Here is a 12,452-nt window from a genome sequence, read left to right as displayed (position 1 = left end):
AAAACAACAATGTAAAAGGAACTGAAGATGGCAACTCCTCACATTAATGCAGAAATGGGTGATTTCGCTGACGTCGTATTGATGCCGGGCGACCCGCTGCGCGCGAAACACATTGCAGAAACCTTCCTCGAAGACGTGCGTGAAGTGAACAACGTGCGTGGCATGCTGGGCTTCACCGGTACCTATAAAGGCCGCAAAATCTCCGTGATGGGTCACGGCATGGGTATCCCATCCTGCTCCATCTACACCAAAGAGCTGATCACCGATTTCGGCGTGAAGAAAATCATCCGTGTCGGCTCCTGCGGCGCGGTGCGCATGGACGTTAAGCTGCGTGACGTGGTGATCGGCATGGGCGCGTGCACCGACTCTAAAGTCAACCGCATTCGCTTTAAAGATCATGACTTTGCGGCCATCGCTGATTTTGACATGGTGCGTAACGCGGTTGACGCAGCAAAAGCGCTGGGCGTTGACGCGCGCGTGGGCAACCTGTTCTCTGCCGATCTGTTCTACTCGCCAGAAGGCGATATGTTCGACGTGATGGAAAAATACGGCATTCTGGGCGTAGAAATGGAAGCGGCCGGTATTTACGGCGTGGCGGCTGAATTCGGTGCGAAAGCGCTGACCATCTGCACCGTGTCTGACCATATCCGTACTCACGAGCAGACCACCGCTGCCGAGCGTCAGACCACCTTCAACGACATGATCAAAATCGCGCTGGAATCCGTTCTGCTGGGCGATAAAGAGTAAGAGCTGTTGTGCCGGGTGGCGGCCTCGCCTGACCCGGCCTACGGTTTTGTAGGCCCGCTAAGCGCAGCGCCAGCGGGCTTTTTTACTAGCGCACGGCCTGAGCAATCCACGCCGATACATCCCGCAGCTCTTTTTCCTGCTCAGGAAAATCCCCAATTAATGCATCACATTCCTGCTGCAGCATATCCGCCCGATACAGACAGCCCTGTAAACGTGCGGCCAGCGCCTCCAGCGGTGCAGGATTGAGACTATCCGTAAAGACCTGCGTGCGGGTAATATGGCCCTTCTCCACGTCAAAGTGCAGCTCAACGCCGCCCCATGTAAATCGCTCATCCAGCAGGTGTGAAAACGCCGGTGCCTGACCGAAGTTCCACTCCCAGCTGCTCTGGCGCGCAAAGGTTTCCGCGAAGTTGGGCAGGTCCGGGGTTTTATCCGGAGAAATCACCTCGGCTTCTACGCGTTCACCGTAATGCTTGAAAAAGGCTTCACGGATCGCGTCGCAAATCTGCTCATGAGTAATCCCCGGCAGCAGATCCACCAGATTCGCCACGCGACCGCGCACGGAGGTAATGCCTTTCGCCTGGAGCTTTTTCTTGTCCGGGTTCAGATAGTTTGCCAGACGGCTCAGATCGGCATTCAGCAATAATGTGCCGTGGTGGAATCCGCGATCCATCGTTTCGCGGTAGGCTGAGCCTGACACTTTCCGGTCGCCTTCAGGTGTTTTCACCACCAGATCGTTACGACCCGAGGCTTCAGCCGTCACGCCGAGCGAATTGAGCGCGTTGAGCACAATGGAGGTCGAGATGGTTTTGTCGTATTCCGGCTTGCCCGCCATAAAGGTAAAGCAGGTGTTGCCGAGATCGTGGAACACCGCACCGCCGCCGCTGCTGCGGCGCGCCAGGCGGACGTTGTCCTCTTCCATACGGCGGGTGTTACACTCTTTCCACGGATTTTGCGCGCGGCCAATAACGACCGTATCAGCGTTGCGCCAGAGAAACAGGACGCGCTGGGTGGCGGGCATCTGGCGGAAGATGCACTCTTCCACCGCGAGATTAAACCAGGGATCGTAAGAGTCAGAGATAAGCAGGCGTAACGTCGACATGGCAGAGTTCCTTTTCCGAATCATCCGCCTACTTTATCACTATTCTTTCTTCTCGCTCTCTTCCTCTTCGGGAACTGACTTGCTGGCGGTTAACAGGAACGGCGACTGCTGCCAGCGGGTGCGCTTGCCTTGCAGCAGCGTGCGCGCCAGTACCACGCCAATCGCCAGCGAGAGCAGCAGCATCAGGCGCAAAATATTGGTGGTGTTATCCACCTGTTTGGCTTCGGTTGGCAGGGTGTGGGTGTCGAGTGTCAGACGTAAATAGCCGAGTGGGCCATTCTTGCCCTGAATGGGTTCAACGATTTGTTGATTGAAATAACCGCCAGCTTTTTTGCCGTCCAGCGCCAGCCTGTCGCGCACGTCGACATGCTCACCCGCGCGGGCAATCAGGTCGCCCTGTTCATCGTACACGCCCGCATCCAGAATGCGGCTGTTTTCCGTAAGCTGGCGCAATACCTGCGCTATCCGCTTGTCATCCGGCGTTTCGGTGCGCATAGACGGCGCAACGTTGAGCGTCACCTGGCGCGCCAGCGTACGGGCCAGTTCTTCAAACTGTGGGTTACGCTGTCGTTGGTGATTCTGGCTAAACCAGGATGCCCCCTGCATAAGCGCCACTAATAGTGCGAGACAGATCAGGACAATCACGGCGCGATGAAGCCGGAATTTCAGTTTTGCGCGAGCCATATTCCACCTGCTTAAAATTTACGGCTTAATGTTGCCAGAAGTGATGGTTACAGGGTAGCCTCATGCGTTATTTTCCCTCTGGAACCTTCCGGCGCGAACGAAATTACAGGAGCTTCAATGCCGAACATTACCTGGTGCGACCTGCCAACGGATGTCTCTTTATGGCCAGGATTGCCGCTCTCTTTAAGTGGCGATGAGGTGATGCCTCTCGATTACCACGCTGGCCGTAGCGGCTGGCTGCTGTACGGACGCGGCCTGGATAAGCAACGCCTCACCCAGTATCAAACTAAACTGGGCGCAGCGATGGTCATCGTTGCGGCCTGGTGCGTGGAAGATTATCAGGTTATTCGCCTGGCGGGTTCCCTGACGCAGCGCGCCACGCGTCTGGCGCACGATGCCGGGCTGGACGTAGCCCCGCTCGGCAAAATTCCGCACCTGAAAACGCCTGGCCTGCTGGTGATGGACATGGACTCCACCGCCATTCAGATCGAGTGTATTGACGAGATTGCTAAACTGGCGGGCAGCGGCGAGCTGGTGGCGGAAGTCACCGAGCGCGCGATGCGCGGCGAGCTGGATTTCACCGCCAGCCTGAGACAGCGCGTGGCGACCCTGAAGGGGGCCGATGCTAACATTTTGCGTCAGGTGCGCGATGAACTGCCCCTGATGCCAGGGCTGACGCAGCTGGTGCTCAAGCTGGAGACGCTCGGCTGGAAAGTGGCGATTGCCTCCGGTGGGTTCACCTTCTTTGCCGATTACCTGCGTGACAAGCTGCGTCTGACCACCGTGGTGGCAAACGAGCTGGAGATCATGGACGGCAAACTCACCGGACAAGTGATTGGCGACATCGTGGATGCGCAGTACAAAGCCAATACGCTGACGCGTCTGGCGGAGAAATACGCCATTCCGGTCGAACAGACCGTCGCCATCGGTGATGGCGCGAACGATCTGCCGATGATCAAAGTTGCCGGACTGGGTATTGCCTACCACGCCAAGCCGAAAGTGAATGAAAAGACGGAAGTCACTATCCGTCATGCTGACCTGATGGGCGTGTTCTGCATTCTCTCCGGCAGCATTAATCAAAAATAGCGGCCTGCTTTTGTAGGCCGGGTAAGCGTCAGCGCTATCCGGAGCGCAGACCGCACAGAAATAACGAGGTAAACCGTGGCGAAAGCTCCAAAACGCGCATTTGTCTGTAATGAATGTGGTGCGGATTATCCGCGCTGGCAGGGGCAATGCAGCGCCTGTCATGCCTGGAACACCATCACCGAAGTGCGTGGTGTGGCGGCTTCGCCGAGCGTGGCCCGCAATGAACGCCTGAGCGGCTATGCGGGCAATGCAGGCGTGTCGAAGGTACAAAAACTTTCGGATATCAGCCTTGAGGCGCTGCCGCGCTTCTCAACCGGATTCAAAGAATTTGACCGCGTGCTCGGCGGTGGCGTAGTGCCGGGCAGCGCTATTCTGATCGGCGGTAACCCGGGCGCGGGTAAATCGACCCTGCTGCTGCAAACGCTCTGCAAGCTCGCCGAACAGATGAAAACCCTGTACGTCACGGGCGAAGAGTCACTCCAGCAGGTGGCGATGCGCGCGCACCGCCTCGGTCTGCCGACCGGCAATCTGAATATGCTCTCGGAAACCAGCATCGAGCAGATCTGCATGATCGCCGAAGAAGAGCAGCCGAAGCTGATGGTGATCGACTCCATCCAGGTGATGCACATGGCGGACATTCAGTCGTCACCGGGGAGCGTGGCGCAGGTGCGTGAAACGGCTGCGTACTTAACGCGCTTTGCCAAAACGCGCGGCGTAGCGATAGTGATGGTGGGCCACGTCACCAAAGACGGCTCGCTGGCCGGCCCGAAAGTGCTTGAGCACTGTATCGACTGCTCGGTGATGCTCGACGGCGATGCGGATTCCCGTTTTCGTACCCTGCGCAGCCATAAAAACCGCTTCGGCGCGGTGAATGAACTGGGCGTGTTTGCCATGACCGAGCAGGGGCTGCGCGAAGTCAGCAACCCGTCGGCCATCTTCCTGAGCCGTGGCGACGAAATTACGTCCGGTAGTTCGGTGATGGTGCTGTGGGAGGGGACGCGTCCGCTGCTGGTTGAAATTCAGGCGCTGGTGGATCACTCGATGATGGGTAATCCGCGGCGCGTGGCGGTCGGTCTGGAACAGAACCGCCTGGCGATCCTGCTGGCGGTGTTGCACCGTCACGGCGGCCTGCAAATGGCGGATCAGGACGTGTTCGTCAACGTGGTTGGTGGGGTGAAGGTTACGGAAACCAGCGCGGATCTGGCGCTGTTGCTGGCGATGGTCTCCAGCCTGCGTGACAGACCGTTGCCGCAGGATCTGGTGGTATTTGGCGAAGTAGGGCTGGCGGGCGAAATTCGCCCGGTGCCGAGCGGTCAGGAGCGTATCTCCGAAGCGGCAAAACATGGCTTCCGCCGCGCAATTGTTCCGGCCGCCAACGTGCCGAAAAAAATTCCGGAAGGGATGCAGGTTTTTGGCGTTAAAAAACTCGCAGATGCGTTAAATGTCTTTGACGACTTATAATTACGTATTCGATTTTGCAGGAGGCACCGTAATTTATGTCATCATTTGACTACATCAAGACCGCTATCCGCCAGAAGGGTTGCACGTTACAGCAGGTAGCGGACGCCAGCGGCATGACCAAGGGCTACCTGAGCCAACTGCTGAACGCCAAAATCAAAAGCCCCAGCGCGCAGAAGCTGGAAGCACTGCACCGTTTTCTGGGGCTTGAATTTCCGCGGATGCAAAAGAACATTGGCGTGGTGTTCGGTAAGTTCTACCCGCTGCATACCGGCCACATCTATCTGATCCAGCGCGCCTGTAGTCAGGTCGACGAGCTGCATATCATCATGGGTTATGATGAAACCCGCGATCGCCAGCTGTTTGAAGACAGCGCCATGTCGCAGCAGCCCACCGTGCCGGACCGCCTGCGCTGGCTACTTCAGACATTTAAGTATCAGAAAAATATTCGTATTCATGCCTTTAACGAAGAGGGCATGGAGCCGTACCCGCACGGCTGGGACGTGTGGAGCAACGGCATCAAAGCGTTTATGGAAGAGAAGGGCATTGCGCCTAACTGGATCTACACCTCTGAAGAGTCCGACGCGCCGCAGTTCCGCGAGCATCTGGGCATCGAAACCGTGCTGATCGATCCTAAACGCACCTTTATGAACATCAGCGGGGCGCAGATCCGCGAGAACCCGTTCCGCTACTGGGACTACATTCCGACCGAGGTGAAGCCATTCTTCGTGCGTACGGTGGCGATCCTCGGCGGCGAGTCGAGCGGGAAATCGACGCTGGTGAATAAGCTGGCGAATATCTTCAATACCACCAGTGCGTGGGAGTATGGCCGCGATTACGTCTTCTCACACCTCGGTGGTGACGAGATGGCATTACAGTATTCCGACTACGATAAAATCGCGCTTGGTCATGCCCAGTACATTGATTTCGCGGTGAAATACGCCAATAAAGTTGCCTTTATTGATACCGATTTCGTCACCACGCAGGCGTTCTGCAAAAAGTACGAGGGGCGCGAGCACCCGTTTGTGCAGGCGCTGATTGATGAATACCGCTTTGATCTGGTGATCCTGCTGGAAAACAACACCCCATGGGTTGCCGACGGCATGCGCAGCCTGGGCAGCTCGGTGGACAGGCGGGAGTTCCAGACCATGCTGGTGGAGATGCTTAACGAGAACAACGTTGAGTTTGTGCATGTGGAAGAGTCGGATTACGAGACCCGTTTCCTGCGCTGCGTCGAGCTGGTGAAAGAGATGATGGGTGAGCAGGGGTAAAAGATTTACCCCTCACCCTAACCCTCTCCCCAAAGGGGAGAGGGGATCGCACGGAGCTGTCTTTACCCTCTCCCCCGTGGGGAGAGGGCAGGGTGAGGGGGAACAAACCACTCAATACTCAACCACCACTTTCCCACGCATATGCCCCTCCAGCACCATGCGGTGCGCTTCGGTAATGCTTTCCACGCTCAGCCCGTGCAGCGTTTCGCTGAGCGAGCTTTCCACCACGCCGTTATCCACCAGCTTCGCCACCTCATTTAAAATCTCGCCCTGGCGCGCCATATCCGCGGTCTGGTACATGCTGCGGGTGTACATAAATTCCCAGTGCAGGGCGGCAGATTTGGACTTCAGCTTGTCCTGGTTTAGCGGATGCGCATTTTCAACGATGGAACAAATGTGTCCCTGAGGGGCAATCAGATCGCTGACCGCATCCCAGTGCCCGTCGGTGTCGTTGAGGATAAAAATGTAATCCACAAAGGTGAGCCCCTGTTTCGCCAGTTCACCCTTCAGGTCGCGGTAATCTACGACAACGTCAGCCCCGCGATCGCGACACCATCGGGCGGAATCTTCTCGTGAGGCGGTTGCGACGATCTTCACCTTGCTGTTGTGCTTCGCAAACGGGATCGCCAGCGATCCGACTCCACCCGCGCCGCCAATTATCAGCAGCGTTTTATCTGCGTCGGCATCCTGAATCTTCAGCCGTTCAAACAGGCCTTCCCACGCGGTGAGCGCCGTCAGCGGCAGTGCTGCCGCAGAGGCCCAGCCAAGGTTTGCAGGCTTGTGCCCGACAATGCGCGCATCGATAAGCTGGTGCGTGGTATTGCTGCCCGGTCGGGTGATATCCCCCGCGTACCATACTTCGTCACCCGGTTTAAATCCGGTGACGCCAGCCCCGACGGCTTTGACGATCCCGCTGGCATCCCACCCGAGAATGCGCGGCTCCTTCAGCCCGCTTTTAGCAATGCCTGCATGTACCTTGGTGTCCACCGGGTTTACGGAGACGGCTTTCACCTCCACCAGCAGATCGTACTCGCCGGGCTGCGGCATCGGCGGGGTAATTTCAACGAAGGTGGAGGGATTTTCTGGGTTAACGGCAATGGCTTTAACAGACATGATGTTCTCCTCAATGAATGCGTTGTGTTGAGGCTAGTCTATTAAGTGGTCAGTTGCATGATAAGATGGACAATCAAGAACTCAGCGTTCGTACAGGGTGAACAATCATGTTTAAACAGCTACAGGATATGGCGCTGTTTGCGCTGGTGGCTGAGATGGGCAGCTTTACTGCGGCGGCGCAGAAGGCTGAACTGCCGAAATCCAGCGTCAGCCAGCGCATTAGCCAGCTGGAGCAGCAGGTGGGGATCCGCCTGCTTAACCGCACGACGCGCAGAATAAGCCTGACGTTTGCGGGCGAGCACTATCTGGTGCACTGCCGCGAGATGCTGGCGGCCAGCGAGCGCGCGGAGTATGCCATTCAGCGGCTGCGAGAAAACCCCAGCGGACGGCTGAGGATCACCTGTCCGGCAGGGATTGGCGCGACGCTGCTGGCGCATATGAATGCCGAGTTCCAGCTTCGCTACCCTGACGTGTCGCTGGATGTATCAATTTCAGACGATGTGGTAGATCTGGTCGAGTCGGGTTTTGACGTGGCGCTGCGCACCGGCAAACCGCAGGATTCTTCCCTGATTGGTCGCATGATTGGGCACTGTCCGCGCTACATGCTGGCCTCGCCTGACTATCTGGCACGTCGGGCGCCGTTAATCCATCCCCGACAGCTGGTGGATCACCGCTGCATTACGCACCGGGCATGGTCGGAGTGGCTTCTGCGAAGCGAGAGTGAGGATTACCGTTACCTGCCGGATAACGCCCACATGACGGATAACCTGGTGTACGCCCGAGAATGCGCCATTGCCGGGGCGGGGATCACGCTGTTACCCGCATTCCTGCTGGAAGATAAAATTGAAAAGGGCGCGCTGGTAAAGGTGCTACCGGAGTGGCGCGTTGAGGGGAACGATCTCTGGCTGGCCTATCCGAGCCGTAAGCTCAATTCGCCTGCGCTGATGAGCTATATCGACTTTGCGATGCAGTTTGATGAGGTGAAGCGGTATTACGTGGGCAAATAAAAAAGCCGGGTGGCGGCTTCGCCTTACCCGGCCTACACACTGTGCGGCCTGATGCCCTCACTCTGGCCCCCTCACGGGGAGAGGGAACAAACATAAAAAACGGCAACCGAAGTTGCCGTTTTGCTTTTATTTCGCAATACGCTTGTACTTAATACGCTTCGGCTCCAGCGCGTCTGCGCCCAGCGTGCGTTTCTTGTACTCTTCGTATTCGGTGAAGTTACCTTCGAAGAACTCCACTTTACCTTCGTCCTGGTAGTCCAGAATGTGGGTCGCGATACGGTCAAGGAACCAGCGGTCGTGCGAGATAACCATGGCGCAGCCCGGGAATTCCAGCAGGGCGTTTTCCAGCGCGCGCAGGGTTTCGATGTCCAGGTCGTTGGTAGGTTCATCGAGCAGCAGAACGTTGCCGCCAACCTGAAGCAGCTTCGCCAGGTGCAGACGACCACGCTCACCGCCAGACAGCTCGCCCACGCGTTTGCCCTGGTCGGTGCCCTTGAAGTTAAAGCGGCCAACATAGGCGCGGCTTGGCATCTCGGTGTTGCCGATACGCATGATATCCAGACCGCCGGAGACTTCTTCCCACACGGTTTTGCTGTTGTCCATCGCGTCACGGAACTGGTCAACGGAGGCCAGCTTCACGGTCTCACCCAGGGTGATAGAGCCGCTGTCAGGCTGTTCCTGACCGGACATCATGCGGAACAGGGTGGATTTACCCGCGCCGTTCGGACCGATGATGCCGACGATAGCGCCTTTCGGTACGGAGAAGGTCAGATCGTCGATCAGCAGGCGGTCGCCGTACGACTTACGCAGGTTGGTCACTTCAACCACTTTATCCCCCAGACGTGCTCCAGGCGGGATAAACAGTTCGTTGGTTTCGTTACGCTTCTGGTATTCGGTGTTGTTCAGCTCTTCGAAGCGTGCCAGACGGGCTTTGCCCTTGGACTGACGGCCTTTCGCGCCCTGGCGCACCCACTCCAGCTCTTTCTCAATAGATTTACGGCGCGCCGCTTCCTGAGACGCTTCCTGCGCCAGACGCTGATCTTTCTGCTCCAGCCAGGAAGAGTAGTTGCCTTCCCACGGAATCCCTTCACCGCGGTCCAGCTCCAGGATCCAGCCCGCCACGTTGTCGAGGAAGTAGCGGTCGTGGGTAATTGCCACCACGGTGCCTTCGAAGTCGTGCAGGAAGCGTTCCAGCCACGCCACGGATTCCGCATCCAGGTGGTTGGTCGGTTCGTCGAGCAGCAGCATGTCTGGTTTTTCCAGCAGCAGGCGGCACAGCGCCACGCGGCGGCGTTCACCACCGGAGAGATTCGCGATTTTCGCATCCCAGTCCGGCAGACGCAGGGCATCTGCCGCGCGCTCCAGCTGCACGTTCAGGTTGTGACCGTCGTGCGCCTGGATAATCTCTTCAAATTTGCCTTGCTGAGCGGCCAGTTTGTCGAAGTCCGCATCCGGCTCGGCGTATTTGGCATACACTTCATCCAGACCTTTCAGGGCGTTAACCACTTCGGATACCGCTTCTTCAACGGATTCACGCACGGTGTGTTCCGGGTTCAGCTGAGGTTCCTGCGGCAGGTAGCCGATCTTGATGCCAGGCTGCGGACGGGCTTCACCTTCGATGTCTGTATCGATGCCGGCCATGATGCGCAGCAGGGTGGACTTACCGGCACCGTTGAGACCCAGAACACCGATTTTTGCGCCCGGGAAAAAGCTCAGCGAGATATTTTTAAGAATATGACGTTTCGGCGGGACAACTTTGCCGACACGATGCATGGTATAAACGAATTGAGCCACGTTGGACTTCGCCTCTTTTATCGTGATGAGAATGAATTTCAGCCTCGAAGTGTAGCCTTTTTCACGCCCTAATCCCAGCCAGGAACGTCGGGAGTGTTAAAACGCGCAAGAAAGGTAAAAAAGTGTCCATGACGTGGCGCGTTGTGGGATGCCTGGTTAGCATAAGTTGAGGTAACTTTAACGTGGCAAGACGCTGCAACTGACGAAAAACAATGAGGAAGAGCTTGTGGAAAAAGCCAAACGGGTGGTCTGGCGTCTGCTGGCTGCCAGCGTATGCGTAATGGCGGTAAGCCAGGCGGTGCATGCCGATTCACTGGATGAACAACGTAACCGCTATGCCCAGATTAAGCAGGCATGGGACAACAAGCAGATGGATACCGTGCAGGCGCTGATGCCGACGCTGAAGGATTATCCGCTGTATCCGTATCTGGAGTATCGTCAGATCACTGATGATCTCATGAATCAACCGACCGTCACCGTAAATAACTTCATTCAGGCGAACCCGACACTGCCGCCTGCGCGTAGCCTGAAGTCCCGGTTTGTGAACGAGCTGGCCCGTCGCGAAGACTGGCGCGGCCTGCTGGCTTTCAGCCCGGATAAACCGGGCGCGACGGAAGCGCAGTGTAATTACTATTATGCGAAATGGGCGACCGGTCAGCAGGAGGAAGCCTGGACCGGCGCGAAAGAGCTGTGGTTGACGGGCAAAAGCCAGCCAAACGCCTGTGACCCGCTGTTCAGCGCCTGGCGCGCCTCGGGCAAGCAGGATCCGCTCTCTTACCTGGAACGTATTCGCCTGGCGATGAAGGCCGGAAACACCCGGCTGGTTACCGTGCTGGCGGGCCAGATGCCCGCGGATTATCAGACCATTGCCTCTGCCGTTATCAGTCTGGCAAACGATCCCAATACCGTGCTGACGTTTGCGCGTACCACCGGCGCGACCGATTTTACCCGCCAGATGGCGGCGGTGGCCTTTGCCAGCGTGGCGCGTGAGGATGTGGAAAACGCCCGGCTGATGATCCCGCAGCTGGTGCAGGCCCAGCAGCTTAATGACGATCAAACCCAGGAACTGCGCGATATTGTGGCATGGCGACTGATGGGAACAGATGTCACCGACGAACAGGCGCGCTGGCGTGACGACGCGGTAATGCGTTCAAACTCTGTCTCGCTGGTGGAGCGTCGCGTGCGCATGGCGCTGGGAACGGGCGATCGTCGTGGCCTCAATACCTGGCTGGCGCGCCTGCCGATGGATGCTAAAGAGAAAGATGAATGGCGTTACTGGCAGGCGGACCTGTTGCTGGAGCGTGGTCGTGAAGACGAAGCCAAAGCGATCCTCCACTCCCTGATGCAGCAGCGCGGCTTCTACCCGATGGCGGCGGCGCAACGTCTGGGCGAGGAGTACACCCTGAAGATCGACAAAGCGCCAGCCAACGCGAACCCGGCGCTGACGCAGGGTCCGGAAATGGCGCGCGTGCGCGAGCTGATGTACTGGAATCTGGATAATACCGCGCGCAGCGAATGGGCCAACCTGGTCACCAGCCGTACCACCGACGAGAAGGCGCAGCTTGCCCGCTATGCGTTTGATAATCGCTGGTGGGATCTGAGCGTGCAGGCGACGATCGCCGGCAAGCTGTGGGATCATCTCGAAGAGCGTTTCCCGCTGGCTTATAAGGATCTGTTCGATCGCTACACCAGCGGCAAAGATATTCCGCAAAGCTACGCGATGGCCATTGCCCGTCAGGAAAGCGCCTGGAACCCGAAAGTGCGTTCGCCGGTGGGGGCCAGCGGCCTGATGCAAATTATGCCGGGCACCGCGACGCACACGGTGAAGATGTTTAATATCCCAGGCTACAGCAGCCCGTCCCAGCTGCTGGATCCGGAGACCAACATCAACATCGGTACCAGCTACTTGCAGTACGTCTATCAGCAGTTCGGTAATAACCGTATCTTCGCGTCAGCGGCGTACAACGCCGGGCCAGGCCGCGTGCGGACATGGCTTGGTAACAGCGCAGGGCGACTCGACGCCGTGGCGTTCGTCGAGAGCATTCCGTTCTCGGAAACGCGCGGATATGTGAAGAACGTGCTGGCGTATGACGCCTACTATCGGCACTTCATGGGGGAGAAAGATGCCCTGATGAGCGATGCCGAGTGGCAGAGACGTTACTGATAGGCGTGGGTTGTGTTATGCTGTAC

10 protein-coding genes are annotated in these 12,452 nt (G+C 57.5%); 6 read left to right on the top strand and 4 right to left on the bottom strand.

Annotation, left to right across the window (positions count from 1 at the left end; all coding sequences use genetic code 11):
• Window positions 1–27 precede the first annotated feature (27 nt).
• Window positions 28–747, top strand: a complete 720-nt coding sequence (gene deoD, locus ACOTX2_RS14830; RefSeq protein WP_003856538.1) for a purine-nucleoside phosphorylase — start codon at window positions 28–30, stop codon at window positions 745–747.
• A gap of 85 nt (window positions 748–832) precedes the next feature.
• On the opposite strand, the gene lplA is transcribed toward deoD, so the two are convergent.
• Together lplA and ACOTX2_RS14820 are read right to left on the bottom strand one after the other, a co-directional pair.
• Window positions 833–1,849: a lipoate--protein ligase LplA gene (gene lplA / locus ACOTX2_RS14825; protein WP_022646990.1), complete on the bottom strand. Its 1,017-nt coding sequence runs from the start codon at window positions 1,847–1,849 to the stop codon at window positions 833–835.
• A 39-nt stretch (window positions 1,850–1,888) separates the two neighbouring features.
• Window positions 1,889–2,533 (bottom strand): YtjB family periplasmic protein, encoded by a 645-nt coding sequence (locus ACOTX2_RS14820; protein ID WP_015572615.1) that lies wholly within the window; start codon window positions 2,531–2,533, stop codon window positions 1,889–1,891.
• A 117-nt stretch (window positions 2,534–2,650) separates the two neighbouring features.
• Between ACOTX2_RS14820 and serB the strand changes: the two genes are divergently transcribed.
• The 3 genes from serB to nadR all read left to right on the top strand — a co-directional run bounded on the left by serB (window position 2,651) and on the right by nadR (window position 6,348).
• A complete protein-coding gene (gene serB, locus ACOTX2_RS14815) occupies window positions 2,651–3,619 on the top strand; it encodes a phosphoserine phosphatase (RefSeq protein WP_003856524.1) in 969 nt (322 codons plus the stop codon).
• Window positions 3,620–3,694: 75 nt separating this feature from the next.
• Window positions 3,695–5,080 carry a DNA repair protein RadA gene (gene radA, locus ACOTX2_RS14810; RefSeq protein ID WP_003856523.1) on the top strand — a complete coding sequence of 462 codons (1,386 nt, stop codon included), beginning with the start codon at window positions 3,695–3,697 and terminating at the stop codon, window positions 5,078–5,080.
• Window positions 5,081–5,115: 35 nt separating this feature from the next.
• The gene (gene nadR / locus ACOTX2_RS14805; RefSeq protein WP_063148253.1) at window positions 5,116–6,348 is read left to right on the top strand and encodes a multifunctional transcriptional regulator/nicotinamide-nucleotide adenylyltransferase/ribosylnicotinamide kinase NadR; all 1,233 of its coding nucleotides are present in this window, start codon (window positions 5,116–5,118) and stop codon (window positions 6,346–6,348) included.
• A 111-nt stretch (window positions 6,349–6,459) separates the two neighbouring features.
• Here nadR and ACOTX2_RS14800 read toward each other — a convergent pair whose 3' ends face one another.
• Complete coding sequence (locus ACOTX2_RS14800) at window positions 6,460–7,461, bottom strand: zinc-binding alcohol dehydrogenase family protein (protein ID WP_045308048.1); 1,002 nt, start codon at window positions 7,459–7,461, stop codon at window positions 6,460–6,462.
• Between the two features lie 107 nt (window positions 7,462–7,568).
• Between ACOTX2_RS14800 and ACOTX2_RS14795 the strand changes: the two genes are divergently transcribed.
• The gene (locus ACOTX2_RS14795) at window positions 7,569–8,468 is read left to right on the top strand and encodes a LysR family transcriptional regulator (protein WP_022646992.1); all 900 of its coding nucleotides are present in this window, start codon (window positions 7,569–7,571) and stop codon (window positions 8,466–8,468) included.
• 126 nt (window positions 8,469–8,594) lie between these two features.
• Here ACOTX2_RS14795 and ettA read toward each other — a convergent pair whose 3' ends face one another.
• Window positions 8,595–10,262, bottom strand: coding sequence for an energy-dependent translational throttle protein EttA (gene ettA / locus ACOTX2_RS14790; protein WP_014882470.1), 1,668 nt, complete (start codon window positions 10,260–10,262; stop codon window positions 8,595–8,597).
• Between the two features lie 226 nt (window positions 10,263–10,488).
• Between ettA and sltY the strand changes: the two genes are divergently transcribed.
• Window positions 10,489–12,426 (top strand): murein transglycosylase, encoded by a 1,938-nt coding sequence (sltY, locus tag ACOTX2_RS14785; protein WP_063843839.1) that lies wholly within the window; start codon window positions 10,489–10,491, stop codon window positions 12,424–12,426.
• Window positions 12,427–12,452: the final 26 nt, after the last annotated feature.

It is taken from the genome of Enterobacter cloacae complex sp. IR5412 (genome assembly GCF_049237385.1).
GTDB classification, from domain to species: Bacteria; Pseudomonadota; Gammaproteobacteria; order Enterobacterales; family Enterobacteriaceae; genus Enterobacter; species Enterobacter intestinihominis.
This window is presented reverse-complemented; position numbering and strand designations above follow the sequence as displayed.